General features: G+C 71.7%; 20 protein-coding genes. All 20 read left to right on the top strand.

Going from position 1 to position 22,847, the window contains the following annotated elements:
- Nucleotides 1–191: 191 nt before the first annotated feature.
- Nucleotides 192–980, top strand: coding sequence for a helix-turn-helix transcriptional regulator (locus O7634_RS02500; protein WP_278148556.1), 789 nt, complete (start codon nucleotides 192–194; stop codon nucleotides 978–980).
- Entirely contained in the window at nucleotides 971–1,162 is a 192-nt protein-coding gene (locus tag O7634_RS02495; protein ID WP_278148555.1) for a DUF397 domain-containing protein, read from the top strand. Before O7634_RS02500 ends, O7634_RS02495 begins: the two co-directional genes overlap by 10 nt.
- A gap of 361 nt (nucleotides 1,163–1,523) precedes the next feature.
- On the top strand, nucleotides 1,524–2,324 hold the full coding sequence (locus O7634_RS02490; RefSeq protein ID WP_278153844.1) for an ABC transporter permease: 801 nt from the start codon (nucleotides 1,524–1,526) through the stop codon (nucleotides 2,322–2,324).
- A gap of 8 nt (nucleotides 2,325–2,332) precedes the next feature.
- A complete protein-coding gene (locus O7634_RS02485; protein WP_278148554.1) occupies nucleotides 2,333–3,142 on the top strand; it encodes an ABC transporter permease in 810 nt (269 codons plus the stop codon).
- Between the two features lie 64 nt (nucleotides 3,143–3,206).
- Nucleotides 3,207–4,238, top strand: a complete 1,032-nt coding sequence (locus tag O7634_RS02480) for a YihY/virulence factor BrkB family protein (protein ID WP_278148553.1) — start codon at nucleotides 3,207–3,209, stop codon at nucleotides 4,236–4,238.
- A gap of 265 nt (nucleotides 4,239–4,503) precedes the next feature.
- Nucleotides 4,504–5,682 carry an ROK family protein gene (locus O7634_RS02475; protein ID WP_278148552.1) on the top strand — a complete coding sequence of 393 codons (1,179 nt, stop codon included), beginning with the start codon at nucleotides 4,504–4,506 and terminating at the stop codon, nucleotides 5,680–5,682.
- A 147-nt stretch (nucleotides 5,683–5,829) separates the two neighbouring features.
- A complete protein-coding gene (locus O7634_RS02470) occupies nucleotides 5,830–7,338 on the top strand; it encodes a sugar ABC transporter ATP-binding protein (RefSeq protein WP_278153843.1) in 1,509 nt (502 codons plus the stop codon).
- Entirely contained in the window at nucleotides 7,335–8,459 is a 1,125-nt protein-coding gene (locus tag O7634_RS02465) for an ABC transporter permease (RefSeq protein WP_278148551.1), read from the top strand. The genes O7634_RS02470 and O7634_RS02465 overlap by 4 nt, the downstream gene beginning before the upstream one ends.
- 98 nt (nucleotides 8,460–8,557) lie before the next feature.
- Nucleotides 8,558–9,610, top strand: a complete 1,053-nt coding sequence (locus O7634_RS02460) for a substrate-binding domain-containing protein (RefSeq protein WP_278148550.1) — start codon at nucleotides 8,558–8,560, stop codon at nucleotides 9,608–9,610.
- A gap of 21 nt (nucleotides 9,611–9,631) precedes the next feature.
- Nucleotides 9,632–10,840 carry a Gfo/Idh/MocA family oxidoreductase gene (locus O7634_RS02455; protein WP_278148549.1) on the top strand — a complete coding sequence of 403 codons (1,209 nt, stop codon included), beginning with the start codon at nucleotides 9,632–9,634 and terminating at the stop codon, nucleotides 10,838–10,840.
- A 95-nt stretch (nucleotides 10,841–10,935) separates the two neighbouring features.
- A complete protein-coding gene (locus O7634_RS02450) occupies nucleotides 10,936–11,112 on the top strand; it encodes a hypothetical protein (RefSeq protein WP_278148548.1) in 177 nt (58 codons plus the stop codon).
- A gap of 305 nt (nucleotides 11,113–11,417) precedes the next feature.
- A complete protein-coding gene (locus tag O7634_RS02445; protein WP_278148547.1) occupies nucleotides 11,418–12,584 on the top strand; it encodes an inositol-3-phosphate synthase in 1,167 nt (388 codons plus the stop codon).
- Nucleotides 12,568–13,512 carry an SCO3242 family prenyltransferase gene (locus O7634_RS02440; RefSeq protein WP_278148546.1) on the top strand — a complete coding sequence of 315 codons (945 nt, stop codon included), beginning with the start codon at nucleotides 12,568–12,570 and terminating at the stop codon, nucleotides 13,510–13,512. The genes O7634_RS02445 and O7634_RS02440 overlap by 17 nt, the downstream gene beginning before the upstream one ends.
- Nucleotides 13,509–14,525 (top strand): sugar phosphate isomerase/epimerase family protein, encoded by a 1,017-nt coding sequence (locus O7634_RS02435; RefSeq protein ID WP_278148545.1) that lies wholly within the window; start codon nucleotides 13,509–13,511, stop codon nucleotides 14,523–14,525. The genes O7634_RS02440 and O7634_RS02435 overlap by 4 nt, the downstream gene beginning before the upstream one ends.
- Before the next feature lie 62 nt (nucleotides 14,526–14,587).
- Nucleotides 14,588–15,196 carry an EboA domain-containing protein gene (locus tag O7634_RS02430; protein WP_278148544.1) on the top strand — a complete coding sequence of 203 codons (609 nt, stop codon included), beginning with the start codon at nucleotides 14,588–14,590 and terminating at the stop codon, nucleotides 15,194–15,196.
- A complete protein-coding gene (locus O7634_RS02425; RefSeq protein WP_278148543.1) occupies nucleotides 15,197–16,054 on the top strand; it encodes a TatD family hydrolase in 858 nt (285 codons plus the stop codon).
- The gene (gene eboE, locus O7634_RS02420) at nucleotides 16,054–17,253 is read left to right on the top strand and encodes a metabolite traffic protein EboE (protein ID WP_278148542.1); all 1,200 of its coding nucleotides are present in this window, start codon (nucleotides 16,054–16,056) and stop codon (nucleotides 17,251–17,253) included. The genes O7634_RS02425 and eboE overlap by 1 nt, the downstream gene beginning before the upstream one ends.
- On the top strand, nucleotides 17,250–18,665 hold the full coding sequence (locus O7634_RS02415; protein ID WP_278148541.1) for a nucleotide pyrophosphatase/phosphodiesterase family protein: 1,416 nt from the start codon (nucleotides 17,250–17,252) through the stop codon (nucleotides 18,663–18,665). Before eboE ends, O7634_RS02415 begins: the two co-directional genes overlap by 4 nt.
- Nucleotides 18,662–19,729 (top strand): polyprenyl synthetase family protein, encoded by a 1,068-nt coding sequence (locus O7634_RS02410; RefSeq protein WP_278148540.1) that lies wholly within the window; start codon nucleotides 18,662–18,664, stop codon nucleotides 19,727–19,729. The genes O7634_RS02415 and O7634_RS02410 overlap by 4 nt, the downstream gene beginning before the upstream one ends.
- Before the next feature lie 221 nt (nucleotides 19,730–19,950).
- Nucleotides 19,951–22,812 (top strand): PQQ-dependent sugar dehydrogenase, encoded by a 2,862-nt coding sequence (locus O7634_RS02405; protein WP_278148539.1) that lies wholly within the window; start codon nucleotides 19,951–19,953, stop codon nucleotides 22,810–22,812.
- Nucleotides 22,813–22,847: the final 35 nt, after the last annotated feature.

Below are 22,847 nucleotides of genomic sequence, written 5' to 3'. Positions count from 1 at the left end.
GGATCGGGGGTCACGGGGCGCTCCCGGCCTGGTTCCGCCCGTCGTCCGATCCCGTGAGCGGTTCCGCTGCGTGACAGTCTGCTGATGATCCGACTACGGTGGGAGGTCCCGCACGCCGACGACCAGCGCGTCCGGCGGTCGGCCCGGCACGGTACGACGATGTACGGAGGTTGTCCGTGGAGAGTTCGTCCATGCTGGAGCACTTCGCCGAGGAACTACGGCTCGCCCGTGCCGCCAGTGGCATGTCACAGGCGGCGCTCGCCGAGGCGTTGAGCTACTCGGGTGCGCTGGTCGCCAAGGTGGAGACCTCCGAGCGTCGGCCGAGCCTGGACTTCGCGCGCCGGTGTGACGTGGTGTTCGGTGCCGACGGCCGGTTCGAACGCATCCAACGGCGGATCAGCCGCGAGGCAGTAGTGCCGTGGTTCCGCGACTGGGCCGGCATCGAGCAGGAGAGCACAGCCCTGCGTTGGTTCGAGCCGCTGTGTGTGCCAGGTCTGGTGCAGACCGAAGGCTACGCCCGCGCACTGTTGACCGGTGGCGGGTTGTTCGCGCCGGACGAAGTCGAGCAACATGTGGCGACCAGGCTGGACCGGCAGACACTGCTCGCCCGCGAGCGGCCGCCGCTGATCACCGCCGTGATCGACGAGCACGTGCTGCGCCGTGATGTCGGTGGGCCGGAGGTGATGCGCGAGCAGGTTCAGCATCTCGTGAAACTCGGTTCGGTGTTTCCGCGGGTGCGAATCCAGGTGGTGCCGACCTCTGCCGGTGCTTACGCCGGGCTCGGAGGACCCTTCGTGATCGCGACGTCGCCACCGGGGGAGGACCTGGTCTACCTCGCTGGCCAGCGACACGGGCAGGTCATCGACCGGGCCGAGTACGTCCGGCAGATGGTCGAGGTATGGGAGTCGATCCGGGGTGAGGCACTATCGCACGGACAGTCCCTCGATCTGATGGCGGAAGTGGCAGAGACATGGATCTGATCGGCGCCCGGTGGCGCAGGAGCAGTCGTAGCGGTCCGGACGGTGGCAACTGTGTGGAGGTTGCCGACAACCTCCCGGGAGTGGTGGCCGTTCGTGACTCGAAGGACCCGGACGGTCCGGTGCTGGTCTTCGCGCCCGAGGCGTGGCGCGCGTTCGTCAGGCTCGGTGCCGGTGCCGGTTAGGTGGCCGGTCGGTCGCACGGTCGGACCCCTCGGCCAGCGCGCCAAGGTCCACTCGGCTTCCTGCAAACCGGGGTGTCTGCGGGACCGGGACACCCCGGTTTCCGGAAAGCCGAGTTGATCTGGCGGCAGTGCGCGACTCGACGGACCCGCGCGGCCCTGCGCCGGTCCGCCGAGAGCGCCGCCAGCGGGTGATCCACTCGACGTGCAGGAAGTTGGGGCATCCGTCAGCGGTTGATACCCCGACTTCCCGGAAAACCGAGTTGATCACGGCGGGCGCGGCCGAAACCGGGTCGCGGCTGTCGTACCTCAGGGGTAGACAGGTCGTGGTCGGACGGTCGGGCGGAGGTGGTCGCGCGTGAGCGTGGTGGGAGCGGCCCGGAGCCGGGAGCGGCCCGGGTCGCCGTGGCTGCCGGCGTGGGCGGTGTTCGAGCACTACCTGGTCGGGCTGCGGCGCACCTGGCGGGCGGGGGTCTTCTCGTCGTTCCTGCTGCCGGTGCTGACGGTGCTCGGGTTCGGCGTGGGTGTCGGGGGTTACATCGACCAGGGTGTCGACGGGGTGCCCTATCTCCAGTGGCTGGTCCCGGGGTTGATCGCCTCGACCGCTCTCCAGGTGACCGTGGGTGACTCGACCTGGCCGGTGTTCAGCAACTTCCAGTGGGTCAAGACCTACTTCGCGCAGACCGCGTCGCCGTTGCGGGTCGGCGACATCCTGGCCGGGCACCTGGCCTTCGTGCTGTTCCGGGTGCTCACCACGATCGCGGTGTTCCTGCTGGTCACCGGGTTGTTCGGGGCGCTGGCGTCGCCCTGGGCGGTGTTGACCCTGCCGGTGGTGGCGTTGCTCGGGCTGGCCGTCGGTGCGCCGACCTTCGCGTACGCGGCGTCGGTGCCCAGTGACAACTGGCTGGCCATGCTGTTCCGCTTCGCGGTCATCCCGATGAGCCTGTTCGCCGGGGTGTTCTTCCCGGTCGAGTCGTTGCCCGAAGGGTTGCGTTGGCTGGCCTATGCGACGCCGCTGTGGCACGCCGTCGACCTGTGCCGGGCTGCCACGCTCGGGGTCGCCCCGCAGTGGTCGATCGTCGGGCACCTGCTCTACCTGGCGGCCTGGGCGGTCGCCGGGTGGCTGCTGGCGCTGCGCGCCTTCCGTCGCAAGCTCGTCGTCTAGGAGATCGCGTGGTCACGCTGCTGCTACCCCGGCTGGTCGACGTCTCCGGCGCGTCCCGCCGATCGGCGTCGGTGCTGGAGCGCAACGTCACGGCGTTGAAGTCGGTCTACTGGCTGTTGCTGCTCTCCGGCTTCGTGGAGCCGCTGCTCTATCTCCTCTCCATCGGGGTGGGCGTCGGCGCGCTCGTCGGTGAGCTGCCGCTGCCCGACGGGCGGCTGGTCCCGTACGCCGAGTTCGTGGCCCCGGCGATGCTGGCGTCGTCGGCGATGACCGGGGCGATCTCGGAGACCACGTTCAATTTCTTCGGCAAGATGAAGTACATGAAGCTGTACGACGGGATGATCGCCACCCCCGTCCGGCCGATCGAGATCGCCCTGGGTGAGTTGGGCTGGGCGATGCTGCGCGGCAGCGCGTACTCGGCGGCGTTCCTCGCCGTGATGATCGCGCTCGACCTGACCACCGTGCCACGGGCCCTGGCCGCGCTTCCGGCGGCGGTGCTCGTCGGCTTCTCGTTCGGCGCGCTCGGCATGGCGGTGGCCACCGTCATGCGCTCGTGGCAGGACTTCGACCTGGTGGGGTCGGCCCAGTTCACCCTCTTCTTCTTCTCCGGCACGTTCGTGCCGGCCCAGGCGTACCCGGCGGTGCTGCACTGGCTGGTCGAGGTCACCCCGCTGTACCGGTCGGTGCACCTGATCCGCGGGGTCACGTTGGGCGCCGGCGGCTGGCTCTGGCTGCTCGACGTGCTCTACCTGCTGGCGATGATGGCGGTCGGTCTGCTGGTGGCCTCCCGCCGGATGGGCAGGTTGCTCTACACGTAGGGGTTATCCGGGCCCGTCGACGGGGCATGTCCGCAGGTGACACCGCCGACGATGAGGAGGGGCGATGGCCTCGGACGAGTCTTCCGCCCAGCGGGAGCGTGAGCGTGACCAGGCCGGCGCGGTCGGCCCGGTCGGGCCGGACGCGGGGCCGGACAGCCCCACCGACCTGCCCGGCAGTGGTTGGAAGGCGGCGCTGCGCCGGACGGTCACCGAATTCCAGGACGACAGTCTGACCGACTGGGCGGCGGCGCTCACCTACTACGGGGTGCTCTCCATCTTCCCCGGCGTGCTGGTGCTGATCTCCCTGCTCGGCCTGCTCGGGGAGAGCGCCACCCAGGGCGTGACGGACACCGTCAACCAGGCGGTCCCGGAGGGCAACATCCGGCAGATCATCACCGACGCGATCGACACCGCGGACCGCAACGGCGGCCTGGCGAGCATCGCCGCGATCCTCGGTCTGGTCGCGGCGTTCTGGTCCGCGTCCGGCTACGTCGGTGCGTTCATGCGTGCCTCGAACACGATCTACGACGTGCCGGAGGGGCGGCCGATCTGGAAGACCCTGCCGATCCGCCTCGGCGTGACCGCCGTGATCGGGGTGCTGCTGCTGGCCAGCGCGGTGATCGTGGTGTTCACCGGTCGTCTCGCCGAATCGGTCGGCGACGTGATCGGCGTCGGCTCGACGGCGGTGGCGGTGTGGGACGTCGCGAAGTGGCCGGTGCTGCTGGTCCTGGTCAGCCTGATGTTCGCGATCCTCTACTGGGCGTCGCCGAACGCGCGACACGGCGGCTTCCGCTGGGTCAGCCCCGGCGGCGTGCTGGCCGTGGTGATCTGGCTGGTGATCTCCGGCCTGTTCGCGTTCTACGTGAGCAACTTCGGCTCGTACAACAAGACGTACGGGACGCTGGCCGGCGTCATCATCTTCCTGATCTGGCTCTGGCTGAGCAACATCGCGATCCTGCTCGGCGCCGAGTTCGACGCGGAGTTGGAGCGCAGTCGCGCGATCTCGGCCGGCCACCCGGCGGACGACGAGCCGTACGTCGAGCTGCGCGACGACCGCAAGCTCCGCAAGAAGCGCAACTCCGCCGCTCGCCGCTGACCGCGGCACCGCACCCGAAACGCCCCACCGGACGGTCTCCGCTGGTGGGGCGTTTTTCGCGTCCGTCGATGAAACTGCTCGCGAGCGCGCGCGGGCAGCCAGTGAACCTTTCCTTGATCAACTAGTAGCTTTTGTTCTTTCGGACAAAAGTTGGCCTCGGAACGGTCGAAGCTCTGGACAGGTGCCGTGGAGCGCTTCTACTGTGTCGGACACAACACATCGGCATTGCGTCGATGTGAACGATGCCAATTCAGAGGGGGCTCCGGTGCGGACGGTCGACCCCCTGCACGTGCGACTGCTGCGGCTGCTCCGCGACGAGGGCGCCGTGTCCCGCGCCGAGCTGGGCGACCGTCTCCAGATGCCGCGCCCCCGGATGCTGGCCGAGCTTGATCGTCTGGTCGCGCTGGGCTATGTCGCCGAGGCCGGGCTCGCCGCGTCCCGGGGCGGGCGACGCTCGACGCTCGTCGAGCTGAACCCGCAGCTCCGCTTCGCCGCAGTCGACCTCGGCGCCAGCTCGATCGACGTCGAGGTGGTCAACGGCCGGCTGGAGCCGGTCGCCTACTACGCCGAGGCCGCCGACATCCGCAACGGACCCAAGGTGACCCTGCAACGGGTCAACGAGTTGCTGCACAAGGCCCGCGTCGACGGCGCGTACGAGCGACTGGACGCGGTCGGCATCGGCGTGCCCGGACCGGTCAGCTTCCGCGACGGCGTCCCGGTCTCGCCGCCGATCATGCCGGGGTGGGACCGGTTCCCCGTGCGCGAGCTGCTCAGCCGTGAGCACGGCTGCCCGGCGGTGGTCGACAACGACGTCAACATCATGGCGATCGGTGAGCGGCACGGTGGGGTCGCCCACTCGGTGGACGACTTCCTCTTCGTGAAGATCGGCACCGGCATCGGGTGCGGCATCTACCTCACCGGCGAGGTCTACCGGGGCACCGACGGCTGCGCCGGCGACATCGGCCACATCCAGGTCGACTCGCACGGTCCGATGTGCTCCTGCGGCAACATCGGCTGCCTGGAGGCGTTGTTCAGCGGCGCCGCGCTGGCCAAGGACGCGCTCGCCGCCGCGCGCAGCGGGGCGTCGCCGGCGCTCGCCGAGCGGCTGGCAGTGCGCGGCGCGGTGACCGCCCAGGACGTCGCCGAGGGCGCCGTCGAGGGCGACGTGACCTGCATCCAGCTGATCCGCGACGGCGGACGGCGGGTCGGCGGGGTGCTCGCCGGCCTGGTCAGCTTCACCAACCCGTCGATGATCGTGATCGGCGGCGGGCTGGCCCAACTGGGGCACATCCTGCTCGCCGAGATCCGCAGTGTGGTCTACCGCCGGTCGCTACCCCTGGCCACCGGCAACCTGCCCGTGGTGCTGTCCGAACTGGGTGGCCGGGCCGGTGTCGCCGGCGCCGCCGTGCTCGCCAGCGACGTCGCCTTCGGGGAGGCGTCATGAGTGGGGCCGTCGTGCGGCTGACCGAGATCCGTCGTGAGCGAGGAGGAGACTGTGGCTCTGCCCGAGGATGACCCCGCCACCGCGTCGGCCGAGGCCGTCGCCGAGGCACCGCTGGTCGAGGCTCCCGCCGACACCGTCGCGGGCGAGGTGGTCCTGCGCCTCACCGATGTGGTCAAGACCTTCCCCGGTGTACGCGCGCTCGACGGCGTGCAGTTGGAGGTGCGTGCCGGCGAGGTGCACTGCCTGCTCGGGCAGAACGGCGCCGGCAAGTCCACCCTGATCAAGGTGCTCGCCGGGGTGCACCAACCGGACTCCGGGCTGGTGGAGTGGTGCGGCGAGCCGGCCACCTTTGCCAACCCGCAGGCCGCGATGAGGGCCGGCATCGCCACCATCTACCAGGAGTTGGACCTCGTCGAGGACCTGTCGGTGGCGGAGAACGCCTTCCTCGGTCACGAGTACCGCCGCTTCGGGTTCGTCCGGCGCGGCAGCATGGCGCGGCACACCCGGCAGATCCTCGGTCGGCTCGGCCACGGTGAGATCCCGCCGGGTCGGATGGTCCGCTCGCTGCCGGCGGCCGGCAAGCAGATCGTCAGCATGGCCCGCGCGCTGTCGCACGAGGCGCGACTGATCATCATGGACGAGCCGAGCGCGGTGCTGGCCCACGACGAGGTCGAGAACCTGTTCCGGATCATCCGGGAGCTGACCGCGCAGGGCATCGCCGTCATCTACATCTCGCACCGACTCGAGGAGATCCGCGAGATCGGCGACCGGGTCACCGTACTCAAGGACGGCCGGACCACGGCGGCGAACCTGCCGGCGCGCGACACCCCGACCCGCGACCTGGTCAGCCGGATGACCGGCCGGACCATCGAGTACGTCTTCCCGGACCGTCCGGCCGACGACACCGCGGGCGCCGATCTGCTCCAGGTCGAGGGGCTGACCCGGACCGGCGAGTTCGCCGACGTCTCGCTGACCGTGCGGGCCGGGGAGATCGTCGGCATCGCGGGTCTGGTCGGCTCGGGCCGTTCCGAGCTGCTGGAGACCATCTACGGCGCCCGACTGCCGGAGGCCGGCACGGTCCGGATGGACGGCAAGGTGCTGCGGCCCGGCGTCGGCGCGGCGGTCCGGGCCGGCATGGGCATGGCCCCGGAGGAGCGCAAGAGCCAGGCGTTGCTGCTCGGCGAGCCGATCTACCGCAACGTCACGCTGGCCACCTTCGGCCGGTACGCGCGGCTCGGCTTCACCGACGCCGCCAAGGAACGCGCCGAGGCGGACCGGATCGCCGAGACCCTGGAGCTGCGTCCCCGGGACGTCGACCGGCCGGTACGCACCCTGTCCGGCGGAAACCAGCAGAAGGTGGTGGTCGGGCGCTGGCTGCTCGGCGGCACCAAGTTGTTGCTGCTCGACGAGCCCACCCGCGGTGTGGACGTGGGCGCGCGGGCCGAGCTTTACCAGGTCATCCGCTCGTTGGCCGCCCAGGGCGTCGGGGTGCTGCTGGTCTCCAGCGAGGTGCCCGAGGTGCTGGGCCTGGCCGACCGGGTGCTGGTGATGCGGGAAGGGCGGGTCGTCCGCGAGGCCGCGGCCGGCGAACTCGATGAGAACACTGTGCTTGACCTCGTGATGGCGGGGTCCTTGATGGAAGGCGCACCGGCATGAGCGACGCGACTCCCACTCCCACCGCGACACCGGAGCGCCCGCAGCTTCCGCCGCAGTCACCGCCGGTGGACCCGGCGGAGACGGCGGCTGCCAGCGACAAGGCGGCGGGCGCGGGCCGGCTCTCCTGGTGGCGGGGCGACGGCGGCGACGGCGCGAAGCGAAACCTCGGCCTGATCGGGGTGCTCGCCGCGCTCGTCGTGGTCGGCGCGATCACCAAGCCCGACCTGTACGGCGACCCGAACTGGGTCTGGAACAACGTCCTGGCCATCCTTCAACTCGCCTCGGTCGTCGGCGTGGTCACCGTCGGGATGACCTTCGTGATCATCGGGGGCGGCATCGACCTGTCGGTCGGGGCGATCGTCGCGCTGGCCGGCGTCTGGTGCACCACCGTCGCCACCCAGAGCTACGGCGCCGGCGGCATGATCTTCACCGCCCTCGCTGTCGGTCTCTGCGTCGGCCTGGTCAACGGCGTGCTCATCTCGTACGGCAGGTTGGTGCCGTTCATCGCGACGCTCGCGATGCTGGTGGCCGCCCGCGGCCTCGCGGCCTCGATCTCGAACAAGCAGACCCAGGTCTCCACCAGCACGTTCATCAACGACATCGCGGCCCGCAAGGTGCTGGGGATTCCGATCCTCGTCTACATCCTCGGCGCTGTGGTGCTGGCCGGCTGGATCATGCTCAACCGGACGACCTTCGGCCGCCGCACCATCGCCGTCGGCGGCAACCCGGAGGCGGCGCGGCTGGCCGGCATCAATGTCAAGCGGCACACCATGCTGCTCTACGCGCTCTCCGGCCTCTGCTGCGGCATCGCGGCCATCATGCTCACCTCGCAGGCCACCTCGGCCCAGGCGGCGATGGCCAACCTGTACGAGTTGGACGCGATCGCCGCCGCGATCATCGGCGGGACGCTGCTCAGCGGTGGTCGGGGCACGATCGTCGGCTCGCTGCTCGGCGTCATCATCTTCGCCACGATCACGAACCTCTTCGCCATCAACGGCCTCTCCATCGAGGCGCAGAACATGGTCAAGGGCGGCATCATCGTCGCCGCCGTCCTGATCCAGCAGTTCCAGTACAAGTCCGTCACTCGGCTCCTCGCGCGGAACAGGGTCACCACCGCCTGACGCACCGCACCGATGTCCCTGGCCACGTCGAGACTTTCGACGTGGGCAGGGCCCCGCACACCCTCATTCAGACAGATACCGCTCCCAGGAGGTCGTTCATGACCCAGCACAGTCGCGACGTGTCGCGCCGCCGGTTGCTCTTCGGTGGAGCCGCAGTTGGCGCCGCCACCCTGCTGACCGCCTGCACCAGCAACGAGACTCCGGCCGCCAGCACCCAGACCAAGGCCGCGGGCGGCGGCGAGGGCAACAACGCCCCGGGCAAGAAGGTCGTCATCGGCTTCTCCGCCCCGGCCGCCGACCACGGCTGGATGGGCGCCATCCACGCCAACGCCAAGGCGCAGGCCGCCGCCTACTCGGACGTGGAGTTCAAGGAGGTCGACGGTGGCTCGAGCTCCGAGGCCCAGCGCTCCACGCTCGGCACGCTGATCGCCCAGAAGCCGGACATCATCGTCGTGCTGCCGCACGACGGCAAGGAGGTCAACGCGGTTGCCCTCCAGGCGATGCAGGCGGGCATCCCGATCGTCAACCTCGACCGGGTCTTCCCGGACGCGCTGGCCTCTCGGCTGGTGATCAAGGGTGACAACTACGGCATGGGCGTCGCCGCCGGCCACTTCATCGGCAAGATGCTCAAGGACAAGGGCGTCACCAACCCGGTCATCGGTGAGATCGCCGGTCTGGAGATCCCGCTGACCGTCGAGCGCACCACTGGCTTCAACGCCGCCCTGGCGACGTACGGGTTCAAGGTGGCCAACCGGCGTTCGGCCGAGTTCACCTCGGACAGCGGCCAGCGCGAGGCGGCGCAGCTCCTCCAGGCGCTGCCGAAGATCGACGCCATCTGGAACCACGACGACGACCAGGGCATCGGCGTGCTGGCCGCCATCAAGCAGGCCAACCGGTCGGAGTTCTTCATGGTCGGCGGCGCGGGCTCCAAGCTCGCGATCGACGCGATCAAGGCAGACAACAGCGTGCTCAAGGCGACGGTCACCTACAACCCGTCGATGGCCTCCTCGGCGATCTCGCTCGCGCGGCTCATCGCGCAGGGTCGGGGCCTGGGCGACCTGACGGAGCTCCAGGTGCCCAAGGAAGTGACCCTGGCCTCGGAGACGATCACCAAGGAGAACGCGAGCAGCTACGACAAGCTCGGGTTCTGACATACCGGGGGGAGACCCACCTTGTCCACGACAGACAAAGAACTGCGGATCGGCATGGTCGGCTACGCGTTCATGGGCGCCGCGCACTCGCAGGCGTGGCGCACCGTGAACCGCGTGTTCGACGTGCCGGCGCGGGCCCGGATGGCGCTGATCTGCGGCCGAGACACCGCGAAGGTGGCCGAGGCCGCCGACACGCTCGGCTGGGACGCGTACACCACGGACTGGCGTGACCTGATCAACCGGGACGACATCGACGTTGTCGACATCTGCACCCCGGGCGACAGTCACGCCGAGATCGCCCTCGCCGCGTTGGCCGCCGGCAAGCACGTCCTGTGTGAGAAGCCGCTGGCAAACACTGTGGAGGAGGCTCGGGCGATGACCGCCGCGGCGGACGCCGCCCGGGCCGCCGGAGTCCGGTCGATGTGCGGGTTCAACTACCGCCGGGTCCCCGCGGTCACGATGATGCGCCAGTTGGTGGCCGACGGACGACTCGGGGTGATTCGACACGTCCGTGCGACGTACCTCCAGGATTGGATCGTGGACCCGCAGTTCCCGCTGGTCTGGCGCCTCCAGAAGGACAGGGCGGGCTCCGGCGCGCTCGGTGACATCGGTGCCCACATCATCGATCTGACCCAGTACGTCACCGGCCAGCGGATCAGCGGGGTCAGCGCGATCACCGAGACCTTCGTCAAGGAGCGGCCGTTGCCGGCCGAGTCGAGCGGTCTGGCGGCGACGGTGGACGGCGGCAGCGCCCCCACCGGGCCGGTCACCGTCGACGACGCCGCGGTCTTCGTGGCCCGGCTGGACGGTGGCGCGCTGGCCACGTACGAGGCGAGCCGGTTCGCCACCGGCCGGAAGAACGGCCTGCGTGTCGAGATCAACGGCTCGCTGGGCAGCGTGGTCTTCGACCTCGAGCGCCTCAACGAGCTGGAGTTCTACGACGCCACCCGACCGGCGGCCGAGCAGGGCTTCAGTCGCATCCTGGTGACCGAGGGCGAGCACCCGTACATGTCGGCGTGGTGGCCGCCGGGCCACATCATCGGCTACGAGCACTCGTTCACGCACGAGATGCGCGACTTCATCGAGGCGGTCGCCACCGGCGTCGACCCGACTCCGTCGTTCGCCGACGCGTTGCAGGTCCAGCTGGTGCTGGACGCGGTGGCCCGCTCGGCGGAGCTCGGCTCTTCCTGGGCCGAGGTGGAACCGGCGCTGAGCGCGGCGGTCGCCTGACCTTCTGACCATCCGCGACGGCGGTGTCCGAACCGCCGCCGCCCGACCAGCTTCCCGGAGCCGACCGGCGAGGGACCGACCACGGATTGCGCCCCGTGGCCGGGACAGAGGTCGGCGTCGGAGAGCGTGCGGCCGGGCCGTACGGCCCGGTGGCGCACGAGCAGGACGGTCGTCCGGTGCGACCGGACCGGGATTCCCCGGCCGCACCGGAGGACCGCCACCAACCGGTGGACACCGAAAGACTGACGGCACCGCTCGCCGTGGCGCGGTGACCTGAGACGCCCGGTCGGGGCAGCCCCAACGCCCCGGCTGGTCGGATGCGGGGGAGGCAGGGTCGAGACGCCGACCCGACCCTGCCTACCAGCCCCGTCTGCCCACACCCGTACCGGGGATCGGTCCGGCGTCGTCGCCGCCGACGCCGACGTCGGAACCCGGTGCCGTTCCGGTACGGACGGGCGGACGGGGCCTATCCACCCGGCCTGTGTTTCCGAAACCAGGCCGTATCTTTCCGAAACATATTCTGATATTCCTATATTTGGCGGTACCGACGGTTCCTCGTGAACGGGGAAGGAGCACCATGCGAACAGGTGTCTGGCTGGTAGGGGCGCGCGGTTCCGTCGCGACCACCAGCATCGTCGGGGGGCTCGCGTTGCGAGCCGGCCTGGCCGGGCCCACCGGCTGCGTCACCGAGCTGCCCGAGCTGCGCGGCCCCGCGCTACCGGCCTTCGCCGACCTGGTCTTCGGCGGGCACGACCTGGCCACCACCCCGCTGTGCAAGCGCGCCGAGGCGCTTGCCGACGCGGGTGTCATCCCCTGGCGACTGGTCGCCGCGCTCCGGGACGAGCTGGTCACCGTCGACCAGGAGCTGCGGCCCGCGCCGACCGGCGTCACCCAGGCCGACCGGGCCGCCGCCGTGGTCCGCGACCTCACCAGCTTCCGCGAGCGGCACGGGCTGGACCGGGTGGTGGTGGTGAACGTCTCCGCCACCGAGCCCGCCCCGCTACCGCACCCCGGGCACGCCGACCCGGCCGCGCTGCGCGCCGCCCTCGACGGGCCGGACGAGGTGCTGCCGGTCAGCTCCCTCTACGCCTATGCGGCTCTGCTGGCCGGCTGCCCGTACGTCGACTTCACCCCGTCCACCGGGCTGCGGCTGCCGGCGCTGGCCGCGCTGGCCGAGGAGGCCCGCCTGCCGTACGCCGGGCACGACGGCAAGACCGGGGAGACCCTGGTCAAGTCGGTGCTCGCGCCGATGTTCGCGATGCGCAACCTGACCGTGGGCTCCTGGTCCGGGGTCAACCTGCTCGGTGGTGGCGACGGCGCCACGCTCGCCGACCCGGCCGCCAACGCGGCGAAGGTGCAGAGCAAGCAGCGGGTGCTCGGCGAGACGCTGGGCTACGTCCCGCAGGGCGGCACCCGCATCGAGTTCGTCGAGGAGCTGGGCGACTTCAAGACCGCCTGGGATTTGATCACCTTCTCCGGCTTCCTCGGCACCGGCATGCGGATGGAGTTCACCTGGCACGGCTGCGACTCCGCGCTGGCCGCGCCGCTGGTGCTCGACCTGGCCCGGCTCACCGCCGCCGCGCACGCGGCCGGGCGGGTGGGGCCGCTCGCCGACCTCGGCTTCTTCTTCAAGGACCCGCTCGGCTCGCCCACCCACTCGCTGGGCGAGCAGTGGGCGCGGCTGACCGCGTTCGCCCGGCAACTGCACGAGGGCCGGGACGGTGCCGATGGCCACGCTGGCTGACGTCGCCGAGCTGGTCCGGGCTCCGGCCGCGCTCTCCGTCCCCGGCGACGTGATCGCCGGGGCGGCGGCTGCCGGTGCGCTCGGTCCCCGTACCCCCGCCCTGGCCGGCGCGTCGGTGCTGCTCTACTGGGCCGGCATGGCCGCCAACGACTGGTCCGACCGGCGGCTGGACGCCGTGGAGCGGCCGGAGCGGCCGATCCCCAGCGGTCGGATCAGCCCGGCCGCCGCCGTCGGCCTGGCGGCGGGGCTCACGGCCGCCGGCGTGGGCCTGGCCACCGCCGTGGGCGGTCGCCGCGCCGCCGCGCTCGCCGTGCCGCTGGCCGCCAGCATCTGGGGGTACGACCTGCTGGCCAAGAACACCGCTGCCGGCCCGGCCGTGATGGCGGCCTGTCGAGGGCTGGACGTGCTGCTCGGCGCGTCCGGTGGCCGGTGGGCCAGGGCGTTGCCGGCGGCGGCCACCGTCGCCGCGCACACCTGGACGGTCACCGCGCTGTCCCGGCGCGAGGTCAGTGGGGCCGACACCACCCTGCCGAAGCGCACCCTCGCCGGCACCGTGGTGGTCGCCGCCAGCGCCGCCGTCGCCGTGCCGCGCGCCCGGCGCGTGGCGGCCGAGCGTGCCGGCGGCACCGACCGGGCCGGGGCCGTCGACGGGGTCGGTGGGCACGCGACGAGGTCCGCCGGGATCGCGACGGTGCTGCCGGCCGTGCTGGCCGGTTGGTACGCCGCCCGCTACGGCGCGGCGCAGGCGGAGGTGGTCCGGGACCCGTCCGCCGGTCGGGTCCGCGCCGCCGTCGGCGCCGGCATCACCGGGCTGCCCGCCCTCCAGGGAGCGCTCACCGCACGCGGCGGCGCCGGTCTGCTCGGGTTGGCCGTCGCGGCCGCCGCGCCGCTGGGCCGGCGGCTGGCCCGGAAAGTCTCCCCGACATGAGCGTCCCCGCGCCCCGCGCCGCCGACGCCGCGACGCTGCGCCTCGGGTACGGCACCAACGGCTTCGCCAACCACCGTCTCGACGACGCGCTCGCCGTCCTGGCCGACCTCGGCTACGACGGGGTGGCGCTCACCCTGGACCACGACCACCTGGACCCGTTCGCCCCCGGGCTGACCCGCCGGGTCGCCGCTGTGGGTCGCCGGCTGAGCGAGCTGGGCCTCGCCGTGGTGATCGAGACCGGGGCCCGCTACCTGCTCGACCCGTGGCAGAAGCACGCGCCGACGCTGCTGCACGACGACCCGACCCGGCGGATCGAGTTCCTGCGCCGGGCCGTGCGCATCGGCGCCGAACTGGGCGCGGAGGCGGTCTCCTTCTGGGCCGGCGTCCGACCCGAGACGGTGTCCCCGCAGTGTGCCTGGGACCGGCTGGTGGCCGGCTGCGCCACCGTCGTCGACGCGGCCGACGCCGCCGGCGTCACTGTCGGCTTCGAACCGGAGCCGGGCATGCTCGTGCAGGACATCGCGGACTGGCGTCGGCTGTACGCCGCCCTGGACGCTCCGGCGCGCTTCGGCATCACCCTCGACATCGGCCACTGCCGCTGCCTGGAGCCGTGGCCGGTGCCGCAGTGCGTCGCCGAGGTTGCCGAGCACCTGGTCAACGTCCAGATCGACGACATGCGCCGGGGCGTGCACGAGCACCTGGAGTTCGGCGTCGGCGAGATCGACTTCCCGCCGGTGCTGGCCGCCCTGGCGACCGCCGGCTACCGGGGGCTGGTCGCGGTGGAGCTGCCCCGCGACTCGCACGCCGCGCCGGCCGTGGCCGCCCGGTCGATCGAGTTCCTGCGTGCCGCCGCAGCCACCGCCGGCCGCAGTGACCACACCCTTTGCTCTGCACCCACCGATGCGCCGGCCGCCGATGCGCCGGCCGCCGATGCGTCCGCGGCCCACACGCCGCCCGCCGGCGCGCCGCCCGCCGGCGCGCCGGCCGCCGACGGGACCCCGGCGCACATGTAGGTGCAGAGCAAAGGGCGGGTGGCTGGCCACCGCGAGCAGCACGCACAAGGGGAGGAGACGGGATGACACCGGATTCACTACGGGCCGCGCTGCGAGGCGTACCCGATCCCGACTGGCTGGACACGGCAGTGCGCCGGGTCGCGACCGAGCCCACGGCGATCACCCGGCTCTTTCCCGCCGCCGGCCGGAAGTGCGGTCGGGCCGCGCTGCCCGACGCCCCCGGCTGGACCGCCGACGACGCCGCCCGGGTGCTGCTGCTGACCAGCCTGCCCGGCGACCACGCCGAGTACGCCCAGAACCTCTACCAGCACGGGGACGCGGCCGAGAAGCGCGCCGTGCTGCGGGCCCTGCCGCTGCTGCCGATCGGCGCCGAGGCGGTGCCGCTGCTGCACGACGCGATCCGGACCAACGACACCCGGCTGGTCGCGGCCGCGCTCGGCCCCTACGCGGAACACCTCGACCCGGCCGCCTGGCGGCAGGCGGTGCTCAAGTGCGTGTTCAGCGGCGTCCCGCTCGCCGCGGTGGCCGACCTGGACACCCGGGCCGACGGGGAACTGGCCACCATGCTCGCCGCGTTGGCCGCCGAACGACACGCCGCCGGCCGGGACCTGCCCGCCGACGCCACCGCCCTGCTCCACCGGCTCACCGCCGCATCGCCCCGGGAGGCGTGAATGCGCATCTTCGACCCCCACATCCACATGACCTCGCGCACCACCGACGACTACGAACGGATGGCCGCCGCCGGCGTACGCGCGCTGGTGGAGCCGGCGTTCTGGTTGGGGCAGCCGCGCACCAGCGCCGCGTCGTTCGTCGACTACTTCGACTCGCTGATCGGCTGGGAGCCGTTCCGGGCCGGGCAGTTCGGGGTGCGCCACTTCGCCACCATCGCGCTCAACCCGAAGGAGGCCAACGACCCGCGCTGCCGGCCGGTGCTGGACCTGCTGCCCCGCTACCTGGACAAGGACGCGGTCGTGGCGGTCGGCGAGATCGGGTACGACTCGATGACGCCGGAGGAGGACGAGGCGTTCGCCGCGCAGCTCGCCCTCGCCGTGGCGTACGACCTGCCGGCGCTGGTGCACACCCCGCACCGGGACAAGGCGCGCGGCTGCGAGCGCACCCTCGCCGTGGTCGCCGAGTCCGGCATCGACGCGGGCCGCGTGGTGGTCGACCACCTCAACGAGGTGACCGTCAAGCTCGTCAAGGACAGCGGCTGCTGGATGGGCTTCTCCATCTACCCGGACACCAAGATGACGCCGCAGCGGATGGTCGAGCTGCTGCGCGAGTACGGCACCGAGCGGATGCTCGTCAACTCGGCGGCCGACTGGGGGCGCTCGGACCCGCTGCTGACCCGGGCCACCGGCGAGGCGATGCTGGCGGCCGGCTTCAGTAACGACGACGTCGACACCGTGCTGTGGCGCAACCCGGTGGAGTTCTACGGGCAGTCCGGGCGGCTCGACCTCAGCGACCTGGAGGACCCCGCAGCGGTGGACCCGCAGACCGGCAACTCGATCCTGCGCGGCGGTAGCTGATGCGGCTGCGGCATGCCGGCGGCGAGACCGTCCACCTCGGCTACTGCACGAACGTGCACCCGGCCGAGGACCTCGCCGGCATCCTGCGGCAACTGGACACCTACGCCGTGCCGGTCCGCGCGGCGCTCGGCAGCGACCTGCTCGGGCTGGGGCTGTGGCTGGCCGCCCCGGTCGCCGCCGAGCTGGCCGCCGACGCGACGCTGCGCCGCCGGCTGCGCGCCGAGCTGGACGCGCGCGGTCTGGAGGTGGTCACCCTCAACGGCTTCCCGTACGCGGCCTTCCAGGCCCCGGTGGTCAAGCAGGACGTGTACCACCCGGACTGGACCACCGAGCAGCGCCTGACGTACACCCTGGATCTGGCCCGGGTGCTCGCCGACCTGCTGCCCGACGACGCCGCCCGGGGCTCCATCTCCACCCTGCCGCTGGCCTGGCGGCAGCCGTGGGACGCCGACATGGCGGACGCGGCCCGCCGCCGGCTGGACCAGCTCGCCGCCGGTCTCGCCGGGGTGCGGCGGGACACCGGCCGCGAGGTGCGGGTGGCCTTCGAGCCGGAGCCCGGGTGTGTGGTGGAGAGCAGCAGCCAGGCGGCCGCGTTGCTGTCCGGGATGGACACCGACCGGCTGGGGATCTGTCTCGACCTGGCCCACCTGGCGTGCGCGTGGGAGGACCCGGCCGAGGCGCTGGGCCGACTGCGGGCGGCCGGGCTGCCGGTGGTGAAGGTGCAGGTCTCCGCCGCGGTGGAGGCCGCCGACCCGGCGGGCGGGGCGGAGGCGTTGCGCCGTTGGGTGGAGCCGCGCTTCCTGCACCAGACCCGGGGCGCCGGCTGTGCCGGTCCGGGTGACCCGGCCGACCCGGCGTACGCCGCCGACGACCTGGACGAGGCGCTGGACCGGGCCCTGCCCGGACCGTGGCGGGTGCACTACCACGTGCCGCTGCACGCGCCACCCGAGGAACCGCTCGGCTCGACACTACCGGTGCTCCGCGCGGCTCTGAGAGCGCTCTTCGACGGGCCGGACGCGGGCTGCGACCACCTCGACGTCGAGACGTACACCTGGGGGGTGCTGCCGGCCGCACGGCGGCCCGGCACCGACGCGGAGCTGGCCGCCGGCATCGCCGCCGAGCTGGCCTTCGCGCGCGACGAACTGGTCGGCCTCGGGCTGACCGTTGACCGAACCGTGAGCATGGGGGTGACGCGATGAGCCGGCGACTGGTGGTCCTCGACGTGGTGGGGTTGACCCCGCGACTGCTGAAGCACATGCCCCGACTGCGCGGCGTCGCCGACGGCGGTTTCCGGGCCGAGCTGGGCACGGTGCTGCCGGCGGTGACCTGCTCGGTGCAGTCCACCTTCCTCACCGGTGAGCCGCCCAGCGGGCACGGCATCGTCGGTAACGGGTGGTATTTCCGGGAGTTGGGCGAGGTGCTGCTGTGGCGGCAGCACAACGCGCTCGTCGGCGGGGACAAGCTCTGGCACGCGGCCCGCCGGGCCGAGCCGGGCTACACGGTGGCGAACGTCTGCTGGTGGTACGCGATGGGCGCGGACGTCAACTGGACCGTCACCCCCCGCCCGGTGTACTACGCCGACGGCCGCAAGGAGCCCGACTGCTACACCGACCCGCCGGAGCTGCACGACGCCCTGACCGGGCGGCTCGGCACGTTCCCGCTGTTCACCTACTGGGGGCCGACCGCCGGTCTGCCGTCGTCGAAGTGGATCTGTCAGGCGGCCGAGCAGCTACTGGCGGACGTGTCACCGGACCTGACCCTTGTCTACGTCCCGCACCTCGACTACGACCTGCAACGGTTCGGCCCGTCGTCACCCCAGGCCGCAGCCGCGGCGGCCGAGCTGGACGCGGTGCTCGGTCCGCTGCTGGACGCCGCCCGGGCCCGGGACGCCACTGTGGTGGTGCTCTCCGAGTACGGCATCACCGACGTGTCCCGGCCGGTGGACGTCAACCGGTTGCTGCGCTCCGAGGGGCTGTTGCGGGTGCACACCCAGGCCGGTATGGAATACCTCGACCCGTGGACGTCGAAGGCGTTCGCCGTCGCCGACCACCAGGTCGCGCACGTCTACGTCAGGGACCCGGCCGACGTGCCGGCGGTGGCGAAGCTCTGCGCCGGCCTGCCCGGGGTGGCCGAGGTGCTCGACGCCGACGGCAAGGCCGCGCACGGATTGGACCACCCGCGCGCCGGTGAACTGGTGCTGGTGGCCGAGCCGGACGCCTGGTTCACCTACTACTACTGGCTGGACGACGACCGGGCACCGGACTTCGCCCGACTCGTGGAGATTCATCGGAAGCCGGGTTACGACCCCGCCGAGCTGTTCTTCGATCCGGCCAACCCCGGTGCGGCGAAGACTCGTGCCGGTGTGGCGCTGGCCCGCAAGAAGCTGGGCATGCGGTACCTGATGAGCGCTGTCGGCCTGGACGCCGGCGCGCGGGCGGTGCGGGGCTCGCACGGCCGGCTGCCGGACGACCCGGCGGACGCACCGGTGCTGCTCTGCTCCGACCCGACGGCGGCCCGGGACCGGATCGCGGCAACCGAGGTCAAGGCCCTGCTGCTGGAGCTGGCCGGCCTGGGCGCCGGTGGTGCGGACGGCTCGGGGGAGCGGGGATGACGCTCACCGTCGCGGCGACCGACGCGAGTGAGCTGCGGGCGCGCTTCGACGCCGAGCTGGCCGGGTTCCTCGACCGGCAGGGCCCGGACTGGCCGGACGGCGCGCCGCGCGGGGTGTTCACCGCGTTGCAGCGGTTCGTGCTGGCCGGTGGCAAGCGGATCCGGCCGCTGTTCTGCTACTGGGGCTGGCGCGGCGCGGGAGCGGCCGACGGCACCCCGATCGTGGTGGCCGCCGCGGCGCTGGAGCTGTTCCACGCGTTCGCGCTGATCCACGACGACATCCTGGACGGCAGCGACCGCCGCCGGGGCGAGCCGTCGGTGCACCGGCTCTTCGCCGACCTGCACACCCGCTCGTCCTGGCGGGGCGACCCCGAGGCGTACGGCCGCAACACCGCGCTGCTCTGCGGCGACCTCTGCGCCGCCTGGTCGGACCAGATGTTCCACGAGTGCGGGCTGAGCACCGAGGAGGTGCACCGGGGATACAGCGTGTTCGCCCTGATGCGCACCGAGGTGATCGCGGGGGAGTACCTGGACCTGGTCTCCGGTGTGGGCGACGGTTCGGTGGCGAGCGCGCTCACCGTGATCCGGATGAAGGCGGCCCGGTACACGGTCACCCGACCGTTGCAGATCGGCGCGGCCCTGGCCGGCGCGGAGCCGGAGCTGATAGACGCGCTCGGCGAGTTCGGTGACCCGCTGGGCGACGCGTTCCAGCTCCGCGACGACGTGCTGGGCGTCTTCGGCGACCCGGCGGTCACCGGCAAGTCGATCCTCGACGACCTGCGGGAGGGCAAGCCCACGGTGATGATGGCGCTGGCCCGCAGCGCCGCCGACCGGCCGCAGACGATCCGGCTGCGGGAGCTGTTCGGCAACCCGGCGTTGGACGCCGAGGGCGCCGCGGAACTGCGCGGGATCATCGACGCGACCGGCGCCCGGGAGCGGATCGAACAGATGATCAGGGTCCGGACCGAGGCCGCGCTCGCCGCGCTGAAGAACGCGGCGGTGGCCGACGAGGCGCGCGCGGCGCTTGTCGCGCTGGCCGAACAGGCCATCGACCGCCGCGCCTGACCGGCGACTTTCGATCAAATCGACGAAAGTTGATGCTGGGTCGCCGGAAGGTATGGACACATCGACACTCGTTATTTAGTGTCGTGACCAACACGACATTGTTTCGTCGAGGTGAACCGGCGGCGCGGTAACCCATCGACCCCCACCACCCACCGCTACGGCATCCGGCGCGACGGCGCGCGCCCGGCCTGGCAGTCCATCGTCAGGAAGGGGCAGCACAGATGTCCATGAAGGACGCTCCCACGCGTCGATCCCGAAGGTGGTCCTCAGCCGGATCAGCGCTGCTGCTGGCGGTCACCGCCGGCAGCGTCGCGCTGGCCGCCGGCTCGGCGCCCGCGCAGGCGCACACCATCGTCGCCAGCGACTTCCAGCAGGTCGAGCTGGCCCGCGGCGTCAACGACATGGGTGAGCCGATGTCGTTGGCGGTGCTGCCGGACCGGTCGGTCCTGCACACCGCCCGCAACGGCACCCTGCGTCGTACCGACGCGGGCGGCACCACCTCGGTGATCGGCACCCTCCCGGTCTACACGCACGACGAGGAGGGGTTGCAGGGCGTCGGGGTCGACCCCGGCTTCGCCAGCAACCGGCAGATCTACCTCTACTACGCCCCGCCGCTCTCCACACCCAGCGGCGACGCGCCCGCCACCGGCACCGACTTCTCCGCCTGGAACGGGGTGAACCGCCTCTCCCGGTTCACGCTGAACTCCGACTTCACGCTCAACCAGTCCAGCAAGGTCGACGTGCTCGACGTCCCGGCCAACCGGGGCATGTGCTGCCACGTCGGTGGGGACATCGACTTCGACGCCGCCGGCAACCTCTACCTGTCGACCGGTGACGACACCAACCCGTTCGAGTCCGCCGGCTACTCGCCGCTGGACGAGCGGACCAACCGCAACCCGGCGTACGACGCCCAGCGCAGCGCCGGCAACACCAACGACCTGCGCGGCAAGATCCTGCGGATCAAGGTGAACGCGAACGGGACGTACTCCATCCCGTCCGGCAACCTGTTCGCCCCCGGCACCGCCCAGACGCGCCCGGAGATCTACGCGATGGGCTTCCGCAACCCGTTCCGGATCAGCGTGGACAAGGCCACCGGTGTCGTCTACGTCGGCGACTACGGGCCGGACGCCGGCTCCACCAGCTCCACCCGCGGGCCGTCCGGCCAGGTGGAGTTCAACAGGGTCGCCGCGCCGGGCAACTACGGCTGGCCGTACTGCACCGGCACCAACACCACCACCGAGACGTACAACGAGTGGGACTTCGCCACCAACACCAGCGGGGCGAAGTACAACTGCACCGGCGGGCCGACCAACAACTCGTTCCGCAACACCGGCCGGACCACCCTGCCGCCGGCCCAACCGGCCTGGATCCGGTACGCCGGTGACGCCGGCACCCCGACCGAGTTCGGCGGCGGCTCCGAGTCGCCGATGGGCGGCCCGGTCTACCGGTACAACGCCTCGTCGACCTCCACCACGAAGTTCCCGCAGTCCTTCGACGGCCAGTTCTTCGCCACCGAGTTCGGCCGGGGTTGGATCAAGCCGATCCACGTCAACTCCGACGGCTCCCGGGGCGCCATCGACACCTTCCCCTGGGTCGGCAAGCAGGTGATGGACTCGGCGTTCGGCCCGGACGGCGCCTACTACGTGCTCGACTACGGCACCGGCTACTTCAACGGTGACGCCAACTCGGCGCTCTACCGCTTCGACTACGTCGGTGGCGGCAACCGGGCGCCCACCGCGGTGGCCAGCGCCAACCGCACCTCGGGGGCGGCCCCGCTCGCGGTCACCTTCTCCTCGGCCGGCTCGTCCGACCCCGAGGGCGGCACGCTGACCTACTCGTGGGCCTTCGGCGACGGGACCACCTCGACGGCGGCCAACCCGACGAAGACGTACACCTCGAACGGCACCTACACGGCCACGCTGACGGTCCGCGACCCGCAGGGGGCCACCGGCAGCAGCAGCGTACGGATCAACGTCGGCAACACCGCGCCCACGGTCACGATCAACAACCCGGGCAACGGCCAGCTCTTCGGCTTCGGCGACACGGTGCCGTACAGCATCACGGTGACCGACCCGGAGGACGGCACCATCGACTGCACGAAGGTCAAGATGACCTACGTGCTCGGCCACGACCAGCACGGACACCAGATCACCTCGAAGACCGGCTGCTCGGGCTCGATCACCATCCCGGTCGACGGCGAGCACGACGACGCGGCGAACATCTTCGCGATCTTCGACGCGGAGTACACCGACGCCGGCGGGCTGACCACGCACACCCAGCACACGCTGCCGCCGCGCCACCGGCAGGCCGAGTTCTACGGCACCTCGTCCGGGATCAACGTGTTCAGCAAGACCCCGGCCGAGGGTGGCAAGACCGTCGGCGACATCAACAACGGTGACTGGATCGCGTTCCAGCCGTACCGGTTGGGCAACGTGACGTCGTTCACCGCCCGGGTCTCCTCGGCGGGCGCCGGCGGCACCCTCCAGGTCCGGGCCGGCTCGGCCACCGGCACGGTGCTCGGCTCGGCCCCGGTCCCGGTGACCGGCGGCTGGGAAACCTTCACCACCGTCACCGGGACGATCAGCAACCCGCCGACCGGCACCACCACGCTCTACCTGACGTTCGCCGGCTCGGGCACCGGGGCGCTCTTCGACCTGGACGCCTTCACCTTCGTCACCGGCACCTCCACCGGTGGTGGCGGGACCGGCCCGATCAAGGGTCTGGGCGGCAAGTGCCTGGACGTCCGCAACGCGGCCACCGCCGACGGCACGCAGATCCAGATCTACACCTGCAACGGCAGCGCGGCGCAGACCTGGGCGGTCACCCCCAACTCCACGATCAAATCGTTGGGCAAGTGCCTGGACGTCTCCGGCGCCGGGACCGCGGACGGCACCAAGATCCAGCTCTGGACCTGCAACGGTACGGCCGCGCAGAACTGGACGGCCCAGGCCGACGGCACGCTGCGCAGCGCGGCGTCCGGCAAGTGCCTGGACGTCTCCGGCAACAACTCCGCCGACAGCACCGTGGTCCACCTGTGGACCTGCGTCAGCGGTGCCGCAAACCAGAAGTGGACCCTGCCCTGAGCTGAGGAGAGGCCCCCTCGGCAGCGCCTAGAGTG

Source organism: Micromonospora sp. WMMD1120, assembly GCF_029626235.1.
Taxonomy (GTDB): domain Bacteria; phylum Actinomycetota; class Actinomycetes; order Mycobacteriales; family Micromonosporaceae; genus Micromonospora.
This window is presented reverse-complemented; position numbering and strand designations above follow the sequence as displayed.